15 protein-coding genes and 1 CRISPR repeat array are annotated in these 19801 nt (G+C 41.2%); all 15 genes read left to right on the top strand.

Features of this window, described 5'->3' with window-relative positions; translation table 11 throughout:
- Positions 1 to 180: 180 nt before the first annotated feature.
- Positions 181 to 858: a MotA/TolQ/ExbB proton channel family protein gene (locus WKK05_RS10075; RefSeq protein WP_341529593.1), complete on the top strand. Its 678-nt coding sequence runs from the start codon at positions 181 to 183 to the stop codon at positions 856 to 858.
- Positions 818 to 1222, top strand: a complete 405-nt coding sequence (locus tag WKK05_RS10070; protein WP_341529592.1) for a biopolymer transporter ExbD — start codon at positions 818 to 820, stop codon at positions 1220 to 1222. Before WKK05_RS10075 ends, WKK05_RS10070 begins: the two co-directional genes overlap by 41 nt.
- 122 nt (positions 1223 to 1344) lie before the next feature.
- Entirely contained in the window at positions 1345 to 1551 is a 207-nt protein-coding gene (locus WKK05_RS10065; protein ID WP_341529591.1) for a glycogen debranching protein, read from the top strand.
- 578 nt (positions 1552 to 2129) lie between these two features.
- Positions 2130 to 2687, top strand: coding sequence for a methylmalonic aciduria and homocystinuria type D protein (locus tag WKK05_RS10060; protein ID WP_341529590.1), 558 nt, complete (start codon positions 2130 to 2132; stop codon positions 2685 to 2687).
- Between the two features lie 221 nt (positions 2688 to 2908).
- Entirely contained in the window at positions 2909 to 3334 is a 426-nt protein-coding gene (locus WKK05_RS10055; protein WP_341529589.1) for a hypothetical protein, read from the top strand.
- Positions 3303 to 5816, top strand: a complete 2514-nt coding sequence (locus tag WKK05_RS10050; RefSeq protein WP_341529588.1) for an ATP-binding protein — start codon at positions 3303 to 3305, stop codon at positions 5814 to 5816. Before WKK05_RS10055 ends, WKK05_RS10050 begins: the two co-directional genes overlap by 32 nt.
- Positions 5797 to 6642 (top strand): response regulator, encoded by an 846-nt coding sequence (locus WKK05_RS10045; protein WP_341529587.1) that lies wholly within the window; start codon positions 5797 to 5799, stop codon positions 6640 to 6642. Before WKK05_RS10050 ends, WKK05_RS10045 begins: the two co-directional genes overlap by 20 nt.
- Positions 6643 to 6809: 167 nt before the next feature.
- Positions 6810 to 7487: direct repeats of the CRISPR family, unit length 37 nt; unit sequence GTTTCAATCCCTAATAGGGATTTTGATTAGTTGCAAC.
- A gap of 996 nt (positions 7488 to 8483) precedes the next feature.
- Positions 8484 to 8843: a carboxymuconolactone decarboxylase family protein gene (locus tag WKK05_RS10040; protein WP_341529586.1), complete on the top strand. Its 360-nt coding sequence runs from the start codon at positions 8484 to 8486 to the stop codon at positions 8841 to 8843.
- Positions 8844 to 8977: 134 nt separating this feature from the next.
- Entirely contained in the window at positions 8978 to 10537 is a 1560-nt protein-coding gene (locus WKK05_RS10035; protein ID WP_341529585.1) for an EthD domain-containing protein, read from the top strand.
- A gap of 73 nt (positions 10538 to 10610) precedes the next feature.
- Complete coding sequence (locus tag WKK05_RS10030) at positions 10611 to 13916, top strand: AtaL-like protein (RefSeq protein ID WP_341529584.1); 3306 nt, start codon at positions 10611 to 10613, stop codon at positions 13914 to 13916.
- Positions 13917 to 14056: 140 nt separating this feature from the next.
- Complete coding sequence (locus WKK05_RS10025) at positions 14057 to 16267, top strand: CHRD domain-containing protein (RefSeq protein ID WP_341529583.1); 2211 nt, start codon at positions 14057 to 14059, stop codon at positions 16265 to 16267.
- Between the two features lie 56 nt (positions 16268 to 16323).
- Positions 16324 to 17013 (top strand): hypothetical protein, encoded by a 690-nt coding sequence (locus tag WKK05_RS10020; protein WP_341529582.1) that lies wholly within the window; start codon positions 16324 to 16326, stop codon positions 17011 to 17013.
- A 71-nt stretch (positions 17014 to 17084) separates the two neighbouring features.
- Entirely contained in the window at positions 17085 to 17402 is a 318-nt protein-coding gene (locus WKK05_RS10015; protein ID WP_341529581.1) for an antibiotic biosynthesis monooxygenase family protein, read from the top strand.
- Positions 17403 to 17556: 154 nt separating this feature from the next.
- The gene (locus WKK05_RS10010) at positions 17557 to 18984 is read left to right on the top strand and encodes an MFS transporter (RefSeq protein WP_341529580.1); all 1428 of its coding nucleotides are present in this window, start codon (positions 17557 to 17559) and stop codon (positions 18982 to 18984) included.
- A gap of 104 nt (positions 18985 to 19088) precedes the next feature.
- Positions 19089 to 19721 carry a DJ-1/PfpI family protein gene (locus WKK05_RS10005; RefSeq protein ID WP_341529579.1) on the top strand — a complete coding sequence of 211 codons (633 nt, stop codon included), beginning with the start codon at positions 19089 to 19091 and terminating at the stop codon, positions 19719 to 19721.
- The last annotated feature ends 80 nt before the right edge of the window (positions 19722 to 19801 follow it).

Raw genomic sequence — 19801 nt, 5'->3', positions numbered from 1 at the left:
GAAGGTTTCAACGAACTCGGTTTTTGATAACAAAAAAGCATCATCTGTATTGAAAGTTATTTTTTTAACATTGATTTCTTGCTAAATATTGACTCAGTAATCTTTTTTGAAAAAGGAGATTACCCTAATCAAAATATTCATCTGTTAACCTAGCGTTGGTGAAGAGTTTAAAAATAGTAGATGGAAATTAATAATCTGTTTACGGCTGGTGGCGTGGTCATGTGGCCTCTGCTGGGATTTTCGGTGTTAGCAGCAGCGCTGATTATCGAACGTATCATCTTTTGGGGAAGGATAAATAATCGGCAAAATAAGGTAGTGCGCGAGGTACTACAGCTTTATCGCCTCAATAATGTGGTTGGCGCTTTGGATAAATTGCAGAAAAATGATGATTTACCCATTGCCCGGATTTTTTTAGCAGCTTTAGAATTGGAGGAGCCAACTCCAGAAGAATTTCGATTGGCATTAGAGAGCGAGGCGCAAGCCGAAATACCCTTGCTCAAGCGCTTCCAAAACATTTTTGAGACAATCATTGGTCTTGCGCCGCTATTAGGCCTTCTCGGTACAGTTTTAGGATTAATTGCTTCTTTTGCTTCATTAAATATTGGAGACGTGGGAGGAAGTAAAACAACAGGTGTGACAGCTGGAATTAGTGAAGCTTTGGTATCTACAGCATCAGGATTAGTGGTGGCAATTTTTACACTTCTATTTGCTAACACCTTTCGGGGACTCTACCAGCGCCAGATTGCCAGAATTCAGGAATATGGAGGACAGTTAGAATTACTTTATCGCCGTCGCTATGAAAGAGGAGATCAATCTTATGCGCCTACCAGAAGAACAGGAATTCCCACTTCAGATTAACGTCGTGCCGATGATTGATGTCATCTTTGCGATTTTGACATTTTTTATTATGTCAACTTTGTTTTTAACCCGTTCGGAAGGGTTACCAGTCAATTTACCGAAAGCGGCGACAGCACAACAACAAGCATCTGCGACACCAATTACTGTAACGGTAGACGCAACAGGTAAAATTAGCTTGAACCGTAAACCAGTTACTTTAAATGCTTTGACAAACCAAGTCAGTAGATTAATAAATCCCAACACAGAGGCATTGGTAATTTTGAACGCCGATGAACGTGGTAATTACGGTAAAGTAGTAGCGGTAATGGATAGATTGCGCGAAGTGCCAGGAGTAAAGTTAGCGATCGCTACTCAAAAACGCTAACCTAGATAGTTGGAAATTAATCCTCGGTCACTAAAGCTAATTATCGATGATTAATTTTCAATGGTAATAATTTTTAAAACGACAAATCACTTTTTTAGCTAAAGTTCTTGAGGGAATACTCCATGACTATTTGGGTAAATGAGCAAATTGATCCATCTGGAATAATTCATGCCTGTATTGCTTGTTGCAATGAATCTCAAGCCAAAGATTGTTATGATTCCTTTCAGAATAATTTGACCGAGTTCCAAAAAGCAGCCGGTTGGGTAGCGCGATTGCGGACGGTCGATTCTTGGGATGAAGTTCCAGTAAATTCTTTAAAACTCAATTAGTTGGGTGCGATCGCTAGTAGGCAAAGAGCTAATAAAATACAAAATTAATCCTGCCTTTTATGCGCCAACACAGTTGACATAAGATAATTTGCACAGTAGAGACGTTGCAATACAACGTCTCTACACCCATGAAATTTGTATAAACAATCCTTAACTGAACTTTACTTTATTCGATTATGTGTTTATTTTGAGACGCTTCACTTTATTAGACTTCTTGTAAAAGTAATTCTTTACGCCTACCCTGCGGGAAGCCGCTTCTCTTCTCCTTCGGAGACGCTACCGCGAACGAGAGGCTACGCCAACGCGTCTATGCATAAGATAAAAATATTTATGCAAGAATTCACAACAAGGGCATGAAAATCTCTTCCTTTATACCCTTACACCCTTACCCCCCTACACCCCGATTTTTGCAACTGGTTAATAAATCATAAAAATCAGATTAAAAAACACAAATAATTTACAACTACTCCCCTGTAAATAAATTTATTATAGAAATCTGATGATTTTTCTGAACTTTTAAGAGATATCATCTATACCAGGAATTAGATTAAAAAACTTGGAACAACCGAACAAATGTAGTGAACTATCCCAAAGTTTACACTTCGGAGCAAGGCTGTCCTATTAATTTAGTTGGCGAAACGGGACAAGCGGTGCAGATTTCAATTCATGCTCCCAGTCAATATATCTGTGCCAACTGCGAACGGATATTACCAGATTGGAAACGGCAGCCTTTTTTATGGGTAGTGATTGTCTTACAGCAATCGCGATATCAACTAGTGGAAAGTACAGCGGAAATAGAAAAAGAAAAAGAACGCTTGCGAGAAAAGTTTATGAGATTTGGCTGTGATTTAGCATTTAATTTGCGCGATCGCGGCTATTTAACAGACCTAATCGATCCTCGTACTGGTTATCCTTTGCTATCACATCCTGGAGCAATTCCCCATGATGACACAGCAGTTGTTAAAGCTTTACTCAACTATCCAATAATTAAAAATCAATGCCGTGTGCTGGTACATCCTAACTGGGGTGCAGCAGTTTATCCTAGCGTTCTAATATCAGAAGCTCCCCCCATAACTATCGAATTGCTTAGCAAAGGTATAGCACCTATGCATGGATGGCAAGAAATTAATCAATAGTAGAGACGTTGCAATGCAACGTCTCTGAGTGAGGTTATTAAGCGTTCGAATAATCTTAATTTTTAAAAGTGATGTAATTAACATCACACTAAATACTTGCTTAATGAAAAAGCTTGTAAAGCACTGGTATTACTGAAGTTTTAGGCTTTATGAAAAAAGTCTTTTTTTAATTAAATAACCGATAAAAGGTATAAAATCAGGTATATCTACTCAGGCAAAATATGAGTTCTACGAGTGCGGAACCCAGAAAAAAAGCCAGTCAAATTGCTCAAGACTTGAAGAATCAGCAAAGAACCAAACAAAATTCTGCAAGACGAACCAACTTTCGTCAAAGATTCAGCCGTCCCTTTCTACCAGTTATACAGACACTTTGTAAAGGCCCCTTTTGGACAAATCCAGCAGATCCTCATATCTATACTGCGGCTAAGACACTCATTAATGGTCAAACTCGCCCATTTTTTATTGTCCAAAACCCTTCTTATACACTTATCTTGGAAGAAAATGTTTGGAGAAAGCTCTCAATGGCACAGTTGTCAACAGCATATCTCCAGAACAAGCAGATGATGAATCAATTAAGCGGATCAAGCAAATTTTTGATGAATGGCAGTGAGCCAAATGCAATTCTGGAATCAGGATCTAACCACTAAAGTTGCAGCTTCCTTCTTATTTTTATCCTTGGTAAGTGTGGGAGTTGTAGGAGGAGTTGCCTTCTTGAAAGCGAGGGAAGCTTTAAAACAAGAGGCCTTCAATCGGCTTGAGGTGACAGCAACTCTCAAGGAGGAAGAAATTACTCGTTGGTTTGAAGAACAACAGCGAGATTTTCTATTAACGACTCAGTTTCCTGATGTACAAGTAAACCTGAAGTTACTCCTGAGTCGCGAAAAATCTGATGCCAATCGTGCCGCTTACATAGTTTTATCTAAATACTTTTTAGAGGTAACCAAACTTAAACCTAACCTTAAAGAGATTTTCATTCTTGATCGCACTAATCGAGTCATATTATCCAGTCACCAGCGGCAAAAAGGTCAGTATGAAACTTTAGCCAACATTACTTATATTAACCAAGTTAAGCCAGGAAACTCGTTTGCTCCGATTTTCTATAGTTCACCTGTGACTGGCAAACCCTCAGTTACTCTAGCGGCTCCTTTGCGAGACGTAGCTGGGGTACGCCAAGGGATAATCTTAGCTCACTTAAACTTAGACCAAATTGATATTATCGTTCGAGAACGCACAGGTCTGGGTAAAAGTGGCGAAACCTACTTAGTTAGCTCTTTAATTACTAAAAACACTTTTATTTCTAAAGCGCAAGTCAATACCCGAAACTTCCCTGGAGGAATTAGCAGTCCAGGCATTGATGCGGCAATGAGTGGAGTTAGAGGCTTTGGGCTTTATCGCAACTATGCCGGAGTGCCAGTAATTGGTGTGTATCGCTGGCTCAATGATCAAGACCTTGCCTTATTGGTGGAGATGCATCAAGAAGAAGCCTTCGCCCCTGCTCGCCAACTGTCAGGAATAATTGTATTGGTGGGACTCGTATCAGCAGTACTACTACTAATTGGAGTATCTTGGTTGACAAAAGAATTGACAATTTCTCAGGAGCAGTTAAAGAATTATAGCCACCAATTGGAGGTGAAAGCCCAAGAAGCCGAAGCTGCCAACCGCGCCAAAAGCGAATTCCTAGCAAACATCAGCCACGAACTCCGCACCCCCCTCAATAGTATAATTGGCTTCACTCAACTGATGACACGCGATCGCTTCATCACTCCTTCCCAATTGGAATATCTGGAAATTATTAATCGCAGTGGCGAACATTTACTGACTTTAATTAATGACGTGTTGTCAATGTCGAAAATTGAGGCAGGTAGAACAACACTAAATGAGAATAGCTTTGACTTGTACAGTCTGCTTGACTCAATCGAAGAAATGTTCAAATTCAAAGCAGAATCTAACGGCTTACAGCTGATATTTGAGCATAGCCCTGAAGTTCCCAAATATGTGCGTACAGATGAAAGCAAATTGCGCCAAGTCTTAATAAATATCCTTGGTAACGCCATCAAATTTACTCAAGAAGGCGGGGTGACCTTGCGCGTAAGGCTAGGGACTGGGGAAAGGGGGCTAGGAAACAGTTTTTCCAATACTCAATACCCCATGCCCTATGCTCAATCCCTAATCCCCAACTACCTGCATTTTGAAGTAGAAGATACTGGTCTTGGTATTGCACAAAATGAGTTGGAAAACTTGTTTAAACCTTTTATGCAAACAGAAGCTGGACGTAAATCTCAACAAGGAACTGGTCTAGGTTTAACTATTAGCCAACAATTTGTCCACCTAATGGGTGGGAATATTAGTGTTAATAGTGTTTTGGATCAAGGAACGATTTTTACTTTTGAAATCCAGATTAGTCCAGCAGAAGTTACTGAAATTGAAACTCGACAGCTAAAACGACGAGTCATTGGTATAGAACCCAACCAACCAAGATACAGAATTTTAGTAGTTGAAGATAAATGGGAGAATCGCCTACTTCTAGTCAAGATGCTGACATCCCTCGGCTTCCAGGTGCGTGAAGTTGCAAATGGTCAACAAGGGGTACTCGTCTGGGAAACCTGGGAACCGCATTTGATTTGGATGGATATGCGAATGCCTGTGATGGATGGTTATGAAGCCACCAAACAGATTAAATCCCATTTGAAGGGTCAGGCTACCGTTATCATTGCTCTGACAGCTAGTGCCTTTGACGAGGAACGAACTATAGTTTTATCTGCCGGTTGTAACGATTTTGTGCGTAAGCCCTTCCGAGAAGAAGTAATTTTGAATAAAATGGCTAAATATTTGGGGGTACGCTACATTTACGAGCAACAAGAGCTTCAAACAGACCAATCAGCAGAAAATTCAGATTTTAAACTTTTATCTTTAGAAGAGGCGCTGACCCGGATGCCCTCTGAGTGGGTGGCACAGCTACACCATGCAGCATTGTGTACCGATGAAAAGCTGATTTTCAGCTTGCTTGAGCAAATTCCTGAAGAATCTGCTCATCTAGCAAACACCCTGACTGATTGGGTCAATAACTTTCGTATTGATAAAGTCATTGATTTAACACAACCAGAACAAAATGGAAAAGAATCAAGTTGAGCCGCCGAAAGCAAATATTTTAGTTGTTGATGATACACCAGACAATTTGCGGCTTTTATCCACCATGTTAACTCAGATGGGGTATGAAATCCGCCGAGTGATTAATGGGCAAACAGCTGTAAAGACTGCACAAGCTGCCCCACCCGATTTAATTTTGCTCGATATTATGATGCCTGATATGAATGGATATGAAGTTTGTCAGCGCCTGAAAGCTTCAGAAAAAACCCGTGATATTCCGGTAATATTTATTAGTGCCTTAAACGAGGTACTCGATAAAGTCAAAGCCTTTGCTGTTGGAGGAGTTGACTATATTACTAAACCGTTTAGTGAAGAAGAAGTTTTTGCCCGTGTAGAGAATAACTTAACTATTCGCAGATTACAAAAGCAACTCACTGAGCAAAATATTCTTTTGCAACAGGAAATTCGCGTTAGCGAAGCTGCCCAAAGGGGTCGCCAACGAGCAGAGTCAGTACTGCGGCTGTCACAATTTTATCTAGACAGATTTCGAGAATCTATCTTTTTTATTGATTCGGAATCCCGATTTATCTATGTAAACGAAGCCGCTTGTAGTAATCTAGGTTACTCAAGAGAACAACTGCTGAATATGGGTATTCACGATATAGACCCAAATTTTCCGGAGACTAATTGGCGATCGCATTGGCAAGATGTTAGCAATAGAGGCGGTTTCACTCTTCAATCTAGTCACCTAACTCAAGACGGTCGTAATGTAGATGTGGAAGTAACTATCAATTATCTCAATTTCAAAGACCAGGAATACCTCTGTGCTAATGTCCGCTATATTACTAATGCTGAACGAAAAAAGTAATTATTACTCAGCACGTTTGTAGCAAGCTTCTGTATTTATTAGACCTCTCGCATAAATATTTTTTACCTCACGCATACTGCTAAGACGGAACCCGCAGGGTAGGCGCAAAATCGCAGAGAAAGATTTTATAATTAGCATTTTTGTAAGAAATATATTGAAACAGGGGAATTTTAATTTTTAATAGGAATTTTGATTATTTGCCACAGTGCTTTTCGCACCAGGGATGCACTGGCGGCTAGGTTTCAATCCCTAATAGGGATTTTGATTAGTTGCAACGAAGGACAATGAATTTAGCATTACTTGAGCGATGTTTCAATCCCTAATAGGGATTTTGATTAGTTGCAACTTTCTCGGTGATGTCGTGCCAACAATAAAAGGGCAAGTTTCAATCCCTAATAGGGATTTTGATTAGTTGCAACTAATTCCGTATAGTTCTTGACCTCCTAAAGTGTTTCAATCCCTAATAGGGATTTTGATTAGTTGCAACATATCTTCACCAAAATGCACTCCTTCCGCGAAGCGTTTCAATCCCTAATAGGGATTTTGATTAGTTGCAACAATGTTGACAACCGACACTCCCACAAACAGCAGGGTTTCAATCCCTAATAGGGATTTTGATTAGTTGCAACTCAATGAACTGAACATTTTCACAAACAAGTGTAGAGTTTCAATCCCTAATAGGGATTTTGATTAGTTGCAACCCAAGAGTTTAGATGTTGTTGAGATGTTTGCTGCGTTTCAATCCCTAATAGGGATTTTGATTAGTTGCAACAACTTCATCGTCATTTTTGTATGCTTCGTAAACGCCGTTTCAATCCCTAATAGGGATTTTGATTAGTTGCAACAGCTCGGAGCCGAAAGCATTGACATATTTGGTTTTCAAGGTGCAGTTGTGTCAACCTCAAATCAAAATAGCTTTTCAGCCATTGGTTGTCAAGAGTCATACCTGATAAAATTAGCTCAAAAGCAGAGATAGTAAGGTTTTGGTACGTTGCGTCAACCTCAATATTGACGTAAAGGGGTACAAAAGCAGAGTTGATAAGCTTTTGGGACGTAAAATTTAGGAAGTTTTGTAAAACACCTACTGGTTGACACTTGGCTCACGCAAAAACATATTAGTATTAAATATAACCTTAGTACTGCGTAATCAGATTTTCCCTAATTAGGACAATCCGTTTAGGATAAGATAATTGTGGCGTTGATGAATCAGAATATGAAATGCCAAAATTAGTCTTTGTACCTTTGCGCCTACCCTGCGGGTTCTGCCTTAGCGGTATGCGTGAGACAATTTATATTTTCAATCAGCAACACCATAATTTGTACGGACGAAAAACTTTGTAGAAACTTTGCAATGCAAAGTTTCCATACCATTTTAATTTAAAATTGTCGTCGCATTATTATTTCCCCTTCTTCTTTTTGAAATTTAGACGGATTTGCTCATCTGTGTTTTAACTCTGAAATTAAAACTTCGCTTTACCCTTCATTGTTTGCAGAGATACTTTTTCAGACATTTAATGACATTGTTTACGAAAATTAATATAAAGTTAACTTAAATATTCCTGACTCCGTATGACTTTTTCATGCTGTGAGAAATAAGTAATTACCCTACAATTAAGTGCAAGGTTAAATTAAGCAATACCTAGCTTTATTAAAATTTAAGAGTTGATTATATGAATAAATTCATCGATAGGTGCTTACTTAAATAAATTTTGTAGTCGCTATCTACTAAAAGTTTTGTAGCAAGTTGAGCTAAAAAATTAGATTGAATCAGACAGGTTATAAAACGGCACTGCGTTTTGTAGCCGTGCTGTTATTGCTTTGGTTATTTAATGGAAATTGACATGACATACAAAAATGCTGTTTTGGATGATTTGGACGTTCAAGAAGGTTTAAAAACTATCAACGAGAAGTTTGGCGATTTTTGCACTCGTGTGGCAGGCGAAGCGTGGGGACTGCCTTTAATTGATCAAAAAACAAAGGCTTTAATTACGATCGCAGTTGATATTGTGAATCAAGACCAAGTAGGGCCAGGTAGCCCTTTTGCTGCACACGTGCATATGGCTCTCAAGCAAGGAGCCACTGTTGCAGAGATAGAAGAACTCCTTTTATTCATGTGCGTTTATGGAGGTTTTAATAAAGTCGCTGGTTGTTTTGGGGCCCTCAATGAAATTCTCAGTTCCCAAACTCAAGCTAATTCGTAATTCATAACGATGCTCCGCCCCGCTACGCTAACGTAATTCGTAATTAACAGGCATCAGATTTCATCTGGCTTTCCTGAATTAAATCTGTTGCCACATTTTAAATAATTAGTAGACACGAACAAAAAAGAGCAACAATGATAGCAACAATCAGAAAAGCCGACTACTCAATCCGGGATCAAAAAGGCAAAGTAGCTTTCTACGTTCTGTTGTGGAAACGTAAAGGTATTTCTCTAGAACTTTTCGATGATTATTGGAGAGATGTTCACGGCCCAGTCTGCGCTAGGCTACCGAGTCAATACCAATATTGGCAGTTTCATTTAGCTCAAAATGAAGGTGGACTATGGCCGAGTGTTAACGGTATTGAGTATGTCTGTCCCCAAGAAAGTCAGTTCAATGGGATTGCTGAATTAACCTTTGAATCAGAAGCTGAACGCGATATCTGGTTCAAATCTGCCGCCATTCTGATGGATGACGAGCATAATATATTCAGCAAAGCAATTGGTTACAATACCAGCCCTGGCAATTCTAAAACATATATTGATAGCATCCCCACAGGAGACCCTAACGGTAAACAGGGTATTATTAAGTTCCACGTCATGGTGAGAAAAGCTCATGGCGTGAGTGTAGAAGCTTTTCGCGATTATCTGACAAATAGTTTTGCACCTGCTGTTGTTCAGAGCAATTCTGTGCTGAAATTCCGACTGCATTTGTTTGAGGAAGTAGATAATTCACGCCCAGATGCTGCTGGTGTATCTCATTTTGAACCCGCAGAACAGCAATATCAAGCTGCATTTGAAATTGCTTTTTCCAATCCTTTGGAAATGGAAACTTTCTTTGCTTCTAGAGAGTACGCTGCTGCTGTTCAAAACCAAGCTAAGTATATTCAGCGGCTTTTATCATTCCCTGAACGCACTGCTTACACCTTTGTTTATGACGGCAAAATGACTCTAGCAGGTCAGCGGAGTTCTACTGTCGCAGAACTGATTGCAAACATTGGCGCAACTAATCAACTTAAGGAGGACGTAGTTAGTCTCATGCTGGAACAAAAACTCATCTCCACCTCTAATGGTAATGGCCACTCGAATGGTTCTGGCAACGGTTCCCAGAACAGTACAAGTACATTTACTAATAAAAGAACTAATTACTACAAAGATTTAGCAGCAGATTATTCTCGCCCAGGGCTGGTAACTCCCTATGTAGCGAAAAAACTCATAGAGGATGCTGAGAAATTTGTCGCTTTAAAAGAAAGGACGTTGCCAGAAATTACCTCTTATTATACTGCCGAACAAATTGAACGAGAAAACAAAGAATGGTGGCCGACTCATTGTGAAGCTTTGAGACAAGGAAGAGGCGATATATTAACTGGTGAATATCGTGATGAGTTGGTTTATTTCTGTCAAGATGGCCCCTATCAAGGCTTAGAACAACAAAAAGAGCGCGAACAACATTGGTGGGCGTTAATTGCTCAACCAGGTGTAACTATGTGTTGGCCAATTGTGATGTTTCATGGTGAAGTTACCTTCTTTGAATGGAAGTGTGTGGATGATGAAACCAACGAAACACTTGCTAAAGGAAATGTCACCTGGATTCGCCGCGGTCATAGAGGCGGATGTCACCTGAAAACTGAGCAATTAACTTTCTACCGCGATGTTTTTGCTCCAGGTGGATTATTGAAGTTAATCACCACAGCCTAATATCATTTGGGATTTTGAAAGGCTCTGTAAAAGAGCTTTTCTCCAAATCAGAAATTAGCTGCAATCAAACAAAATGATATTAGATGAGCATCAGAAATACAAAAATGCAGTTTTGGATGACTTGAAACTGCAAGCAGGTTTAAAAAGTATTAATCCGAAGTTTGGCGATTTTGTTACTCGTGTAGCTGGTGAAGCATGGGGTTTACCATTAATTGACCAAAAGACTAAGGCACTAATTGCGATCGCAGTTGATGTTGTCAATCAAAATCACAAAGGCCCCGGCAGTCCTTTTGCAGCACACGTGGATATGGCTCTTAAACAGGGAGCCACTTACGAAGAAATCACAGAAATTCTTTTATTTATGTGCGTTTATGCGGGATTTAATAAAGTCGCAGGCTGCTTCGGTGTGCTGAATCAGATTTTTGAAATAAGGAAAAAATCAATGACAACAGCAGTAAGAAAGGTCGATTACTCAATCCGTGACCAAAAAGGCAAAGTCGCCTTCTATCTATGTTTGTGGAAACGCAAAAGTATTTCTAGAGAACTTTTCTCTGACTATTGGAGAAATGTACATGGCCCACTTTGCGCCCGTCTTCCAGGTCAACATCAATACTGGCAATTTCACGTAGCTCACTATGATGGTGGGATTTGGCCGACAGTCGGCGGTGTGGACTATACCTGTACTGAAGAAGATCAGTTTACTGGAATTGCCGAATTAACCTTTGAATCAGAAGCTGAACGTGATATCTGGTTCAAATCTGCTGCCATTCTTATGGATGACGAGCGCAATATATTTAGTAAAGCAATTGGTTACAATACCAGCTCTGGTAATTCTAAAACATATATTGATAGCATTACCACGGGTGAACCCAACGGAGAACTAGGTCTAATCAAGTTCCACGTCATGGTGAAAAAATCTGATGGCGTGAGTGTAGAAGCTTTTCGCAAATATCTAACAGACAGCTTTGCACCAGCTGTTATCCAAAGTGATTCTATTCTGAAATTCCGACTGCATTTATTAGAAGAAGTAGATACTTCTACTTCTCGCCCAGATGCGCCTGGAGTATCTCATTATGAAGCTCCAGAGAAGCAGTATCAAGCTGCTTTTGAAATTGCTTTTGCCAATCCTTTGGAAATGGAAACATTCTTTGCTTCCAAAGAATACGCAGTTGCTGTTCAAGATTTGGCTAAGTATGTCAAGCAGCTTTTACCTTTTCCTGAGCAAACTGCTTACACCTTTGTTTATGACAGCAAAATGACTTTGGCGGGTCAATGTAGTTCTAAAGTTGCAGATTTGATTGTGAAAGCTGGAGCAACAAATCAACTTAAGGAGGACGTAGTTTCTCTTATGAGCGATCAACAAAATTGGCAGAATGGTAAGTCTGGATTAGGTCATTACCTGCAAGGTGTACAACACTTTGGAATGACAGTTTATGATATGCCGAAATCTCTAGAATTTTACCTAGATATATTAGGAGGTAAAGTTGCTATTGGTGGAGATGGATTTTACGGCGAAGCATTGCATAATCTACTATTTCAAAAGGAGGAAGTTGAGGCATTAGATAAAGGTCTTGATCCAAAAGCTCTAGGTGTTGCCAACATCAGAGATGGTTCAGATATGTCTTTAGATGTTAGATTCATTTCTTTTGGTAATACAGTTGTTGAATTAATTCATTTTCGGGATGCTAAGTTAACAATGGCAGCACCGAACTTCTTTGAAAAAATACCTTCTTCTGTTGGTTATACTAATGCTCCGCATCTTTCTTTTTATGTGAAAGATGATGTGGATATTGATGATTTTGCGAAAAAATTAGAAGAAGAGTGTCAAAGAAGAGGCATGACTGAGGTAGTTGTTAACCGAATTATTCGGGCTAACTCAACCGAAGAAATAAAAAAACTTGCCCCCAAATTTGCCAAGACTGACTTCACTGGTGATTTTGAGGGATGGGCATTATTTTACTGTAAAGGGCCGAACGGGGAACAGCTAGAATTTAATCAAGTAACTCGTAAAGCTAAAGAGAATTTCACCAGAGCAGAAGCGGAATATAACCAAGCTAACGGGACAAATTATTGGTTTTTAAATTCTCAAAAACAAAAATTAGATCCTCATAAACTGTACGCCACATATAGTATTCCTGTTAATGCCAACTACAGTACTGTTTGGGAAGTTTTACTCGACAAAATGCAAAATCCTCAACCTTATATCCCTCATAAGGTTGAAGAATTGAAGATTTTGGAGAGATATGAAAATGGCATTCTCCGCGAAATTAGAACGCCGGGAATGCATATGAAAGAAAAAGTCACTGTAGATCAGCAAACCGGAAAAATAACATTTACTGTAGTGGATCATCCACTTTTTACAGGTGAGTTAAGTAATCAAGTGACCCTAGCTAGTAATGGTAATTCTGGGTCTTTGCCAATATTAACTTACACAATAGATTTGCAGCCAATTAGCGAAACAGCTCTGCAACAAAAAGAGGCAGAGTGGTTTATTAAAGCTGCTCAACCAGAAGCGATCGCTCAAGCTGCTCAACATCTAAAACATATTATTGAAAGTAAAAATAATCAGGAGGAAAAAACAATGACACTGGCACATTCACAGACATTTGTTGGTACAAAATCTGAAATCGTGCGGCGGATGTTTCAAGCTGGCGAATCGATGAATGTAGAAAACTTCGTTAAGTTCTACACTGAAGACGCCCACTATCAATTTAGCAACTTCCCCGTTGCTTATGGGCCGCAAGGTATTAGAGACTCTTCTGTTGGGTTCCTGCAAACGGTTGCCAAAGTTTACCACCACATTAAGAATATGTGGGAAGTAGGAGACACAGTTGTCTGTGAAATGGATGTTACTTACATTCGCCATGACGGTAAAGTGTTCACACTTCCTTGCTGCGACACAATTGTCTTCAAAGGCGATAAAGTCCAGGAATTGCGAATTTATATGAATATCGATCCGGTATTCGTCTTTGATAACAATGAAGCACAGCCAAAAGCTGCGACTTCTGGCGGTTCATTGACGAAAACGCTGGAAAAAATGTATGAGGCTTTGCACGCTGAAAATTGGGATCAATTTATGACATTCTTTACCCCCAATTTACTTTACAAAATCGGTGCAAATGACCCTGTAATTGGCCCAGAAGCTTGTCGAGATTTGTTGGCTCATATCTATAAAACTCTCAAACTCACAACCCACAATACACGAGGAATTTGGGAGATTGGCAACACCATCATTTTAGAAATGGATGCTAATTATATCCATAAACAAGACAAGCGATTCGTTCAAGTTCCTTGTGTCGATATCTATCGTTTTGATGGCGATAAGATTTACGAATGGCGAGTTTATCCAGATGCTTCTGCAACTGGTGTCCGCATTTAAAACATTTAAAAGCAGTTGAATCAGCTGTAGGGGCGTACAGCTGTGCGCCCCTAACTCTTAGTCACCAAAACCCCAACAGCTTCAGTACCAAGTAGCCTGTTATTCACCATAAAACCAACACCGACTGGAAATTCACGCCGATGACACATAATACAGGCCCCTACGTTAGCATCCCACCTTCTACACGAGGTAAAGTTGTTGATGATTATTTGCTTGTACCACAAGACGATCCAACTCGTGCGGCTGTCTATGGTTCAGGTGATTTGTATACGTTTTTAGCAACTTCGCGGGAGACTGACTTTTCCTACAACTTTTTCGATTTCTTCTTGCCAGTTGGGGGTGGGCCGCCACCACACTTCCATCCTTACGAACAAGAAACGTGGTACATAACTGCTGGGGAAATTCAATACAACTTAGGTAACCAAGGGACTAATAGTTTGGTACTGCCCGAAGGCAGTTTGATCTTCGGCCCCAAAGATAGAGTCCACGGCTATCGTAACTTAGACTCGCAGGTATCGATATCGGGAAAAACTCCGGGAGCAAGAACACTTTCGTTAACTACTCCTGGGGCGTTAGACCTCTTCTTCAGTACTGTAGCTGAACGAGTCATAAATAGGAATGACCCCGTACCTGTTATTCCACCTGATGAAGCAACCTTTATCAACCTAGCAGAATTTTCGTTGCGGACTAAGGCAGGTATATCGTTTGCAGGGCCAGATTTTCAACCACCCGCAGATGCACTTGATTATTTACTGGTGCTTCCAGAAGACGCCAAGCCTGATGTTGTCCAGCAAGCGATCGCCCTTTCCAAAATTGATGGTTTTAAAGTTTGGACAACTGGGAATCAGCCAGGGTTACCGCAGCGACCAACATTTACCGGGCCGTTTGGAATTGAATACACTTCCCTAGCTAGCTTTACAGAAACTGGGAATAAGTTTGCATATAACGAATTTTCGCTTGCGCCGCAAGCGGCTGATACTTTTGTTCAAGCTAACTTAAATGCCAGCCAAGTGGTTAAGGATAGTAAATCGTTAGCGACTGGCGTTGCTAATATCAAACCTTTGAGAACAGGGAATGCTCTTTTCTATGATTTGACAGTAACTGGCTTAGACTTTGGGGAATTGTTACCAGGTGGCACTCCTCAAACTCCTGATAATGAGTTAGATGATGTTACTGCAATTCATATCCACTCAGGCGATCGCGGCAGCAATGGTGGACACGTCTTTAATATCTTAGATCCGCACCATCAAGATGAAGACAACCTGACTATAAAATTGAATGCGGATGGTTCCACCACACTCAAGGGTATCTGGACTCAGAAAGAGGCAGATATTCCCAAGGAATTAAAAGATTTTCTGACTGGTACTGGTTTACCAGGGCAAGAATCTGATTACTACTTCCAGGTTCACACCCAAGGTAATCCGGCTGGCGAAATTCGTGGTCAAATTGGTCGCACCACTGATGATTTTGGCGTGCCAATTAAAAGTGAGAACCATGAAATTTTATATGTAAAACAAGGACAACTATCAGTCAAAATTGGTGATGAAGTCAGACTGGCTGGGCCAGACACCTTTGTGGAAATCGCCCCAGGAAATGAATATGCGATCGCTAACTTTGGCACAGCAAAAGTAGAGTCACTAGCAGTTTCAGTACCACAGGGAAACCTTGAGCCAGCACCGATTCCTTCACCTTTAAAGCCTCAAGGACGTGCCTCCCACAAGCAACTGGTTTTCTTGGGTGATGGAGATGATGTATTTTCTCAGCCTAATCGCAAGAATCTTCGGGTTTACGGTGGTAAAGGTAATGATGAACTCTATGCCACTCAGGACGATCGCCTATTTGGCGAAAAAGGAGAAGACTTACTCGATGCCTCTAGCGGTACTGGTCGCAACCTTCTGGATGGCGGTGAGGGGAACGACTTCCTCATAGCTGGCAAGCAAGATCAACTAGTTGGGGGTGACGGAGACGATACACTGTTTATTGTCAATGGTGGCGAAAACGTTCTCTACGGTAATGCTGGGACTGACCAGTTCTGGATTGCTAACGGTAGAATTCCCGATACTGTGCTTGACCCCAGACAATCAGTACCGTTACCACCACCTTTTCCCGTACTGCCAACTTTGCAAGATACGCGCAACATCATTGCAGACTTTGAATTGGGTGTTGACAAGATTTACATCAGCGGCGTTAGTGGGATTTCTGACTTTGATGATTTGAAGTTACTACCTGTTTATGGCGACCTCCGCAGCACCAGCATTCTCGCCACATTAGGCGGTACAGAGTATTCTTTAGCAAACGTGTCAGGCATTTTGTCCAACGAATTAACGGCTAACGACTTTGTTTTTGCCTAGTCATAAGTTGAAAAAAGCTTAAAAGTACGTCCAACTGTTTGTAATAAGGGTATAGTATGCTCCGCTCAAATTCTAAATGGCTTTTACCTGTAACTGTTTGTTTAGTAACTTTTGGCTCAATTCGTCCGGCAGTTAGCGCCCAAATTAATTATACATTTAGTGCCAACTACGACACATTAAATACCTCAGTTAACGCCGCTCCAAACATCGTACAGGTATCCCCCTCATGGAAAAGTACGAACGCTTCTTTTGGACTGAATACTCTTAGCGGCCTGGTCTACGGTCTAACTGACTTCAATACTGGCAAATTCACCTTTGACACAAATCCTACAAAATTTGGCTTACAGGGTTTCCCTGCTGGCTCGGTTGTCATCGAAGGCAGCGGTGGAGACAAGTTATTTGCAAGCGATAGTGCCGTTGGGTTAATTGATTTCCAGACTCTCACAGCAACAACTACAGGTGTTTATACGATCACTGGCGGAGAGGGAAAATTTAAAGGTGCTAGCGGCAAGCTGGACTTTTCCGAAATTGGCAAACTCAGTTTAGATCCAAATACTCCTTTCCAAGGAAAAGCTTCAGTTACAGGTTCCTTCCAAGTTAACGCTGTTCCAGAACCGAAGTATGATGCAGCGCTCCTCGCTCTGGGTGTGCTTGGAGTTGGTACACAGTTGCGACGACGCAGCCTGAGAGCCAAACGCAGAATACTCACAGATTCATTTGTTGATTTCCCAACAAATAGCTTATAAGATTCGCAGTGATTCAACTTCATCTGTGATTATTTTATAGCCAACCAAACTAACTTTTAACTAAGACGAACATGGCTACAATTAGCGACAAAGCTGGTCTACTCACCGTCATTAACGTCTTCACAGTTGAAAATCCTCAACAGCAGCAGATCTTAGTAGATCACCTTGTAAGTAACATCGAAAAAGCTAAGAAGCAAGAGGGCTTGATCTCTGTGAATATCCACAAAAGCTTGGATGGTACACGAGTTGTAAACTACGCCCAGTGGAGCAGCAAAGAAGCACTGGAAGCAGCTCTGAAAAGCCAAGAATTTATGGCTCCTGTAGAGAAGGCTGTAGAATTCCCTCACGATTTTCACTTATACGAAGTCGTGTTTACAACACAACCATAGCGATCGCTATTTTTTCAAGGGTGTAGAGGTGTAGGAGAAACCATAACTTAATTGACTTGCTCATAATCTTTATTTCCAAATTAGTTCTGCTCCCTACCCCTCTGCCCCCTGCTCCCTGTCCCCTACCCGCCTCACTAATGACACAAAAAATCTTATGGTCACTAAGACTGCAATAGATTCCAGGCGTTGGCTAGCGCTGATCCTACTGTGTGCTACACAGTTTATGTTCGTACTTGATGTATCGATTATTAACGTTGCTTTGCCCTCAATGCAGTCAGCGTTTGATTTCTCACAACAGAACCTCCAATGGGTGATTAACGCTTATACACTTGCTTTTGGGGGCTTTCTCCTGCTTGGTGGTCGTGCAGGAGACCTACTCGGCCACCGTCGCGTTTTCATCGTTGGACTGACTCTATTTTCTTTAGCCTCACTGATGGGAGGTCTTGCGACTTCTGGAGCTATGCTGATTACAGCGCGTAGTCTTCAGGGCCTAGGCGCTGCTCTTAGCTCTCCGACGGCGTTGTCAATTCTCACGATGACTTTCACTGAAGGTTCGGAACGCAACCGCGCGTTAGGAGTTTGGGGAGCTACGGGTGCATCAGGTGGCGCAGCTGGCGTACTTTTGGGTGGAATACTGACTGGGATGCTGGGCTGGGAATGGGTGCTATTTGTCAACGTACCCATTGCTGGTGCAGCAGCTCTGTTTGCTCCAACATTGTTGAATGAGACTGTCACGAAAAAAGATTCTCGGCAATTCGATTTAGCAGGCGCTTTCTGTAGTACAACAGGGCTAATTCTGCTTGTCTTCACAATCGTGAACGCTGAAGGACACTTGGGGCGGACACTGGGATTACTCTTGCTGTGTGTGCTACTTTTCGTCGGCTTCATTATTATTGAGCAGCGATCGCCTGCACCACTAGTGCCGTTGCGAATCTTCCGTCTACGTAATCTCACTGGAGCTAACCTTGTCACTTTGGTTCACGGCACTGGGCCGTTGTGTACCTTGTTCTTTATCTCACTCTACCTCCAGCAGGTGCTAGGCTTGTCGGCGCTCAACTCAGGACTTGCCTTTTTACCTTTTGCACTAGCTGGCGGTGCTTCCTCTGGTTTTGCCTCGGTGATGGTGAATAGGTTCGGTGTCAAACCTGTTTTGACAGCCGGGATGCTTTTAATGGCCATCGGTCTGGTACTCTTCGCCCAAGTTGCTGTCGGTGGCAGTTATTTAATCCATGTGCTACCAGCTTCGCTCATTGTTGGTGCTAGCGCTGGTCTCTCCTTTGTCCCGTTAACTATTGCTGCTTTCATGTCGGTCAAAGATGAAGATGCCGGGCTAGCCTCCGGGTTGCTGGCTACTAGTCAGCAGGTAGGTGCTGCTATAGTTCTGGCGTTGCTAGTGGCGATCGCCAGCGCTCACACTAAAGGAATTATTGCAGCGCAAGGTAACTCACCAGAGGTATTGGTAAGCGCATTGACCCAAGGCTTTCAGTCTGCTTTCTACCTCGGTGCTGGTTTAGTGGCACTGGGTGCAATCGTTGCGTTTTTAGTTATCCAACAACAAACCAAATACTCCCGTCTTGAGTGACGCCTCTTCAGATTTCACTGACATGAAACAGAACAGATTTACACTTTGAATTTATCAACAGATTGGCATTCAATACATACAAATAATTAAAGAGTGAGCTAGCTATGACAACTGATTTAAAAGGAAAAATTGGTGTACTTATTGAAGAACATTTTGACCAAACTGAATTTCGCAAATTCAATGAGTACTTTCCTCAACAAGGTTATGAAGTAGAATACATTTCGCATTTGTGGGGTAATCCACAATTAACATTCGGCTCAAATCCCGATAACGGGGAAGTTGAAGATCATGTAGTTGTGACCACAGAAGTTAACGATATAAATCCATCCGATTACAAAGGCATAATTTGTATTGGTGCTTATGCTATGGATCGGTTGCGATATCAGGTTTCTGTCAAAAAAGGTCAGAAAAATCAAGCCCCAGCAGTGGTTTTTCTCAGAAAAGCAATGAATACAGATGGTGTGAAAATTGGTACAATCTGTCATTCTTTGTGGCTTTTATGTGCTGATAAAGATTTGATTCAAGGTCGCCAAGTTACCTGCGCTCACAATATTATTTGTGATGTAGAAAATGCAGGTGGTGAAGTTATTTATGAAGGTGACGTAACCGCCGATTTAGTTATTGATAGCAACTTGATAACAGGAAAACATCCAGGAGTTGTAGACCAATTTATGGAAGTTTTTCTACAAGAAATTGAGAAGCAGGAACAAAAGGTAAAAGTTGGAGCAAATGCTTGAAGGCTAGAGACTAGGGATTAGGGATTAGGGACGGGGGACTGGTGACTGGTGACTAGGAAAGAAATTATTTAAATATTTGC

It is taken from the genome of Nostoc sp. UHCC 0302 (assembly GCF_038096175.1).
Taxonomy (GTDB): domain Bacteria; phylum Cyanobacteriota; class Cyanobacteriia; order Cyanobacteriales; family Nostocaceae; genus UHCC-0302.
The sequence above is the reverse complement of the archived record's forward strand: the minus strand, read 5'-3'. Positions and strand labels throughout refer to the sequence as shown.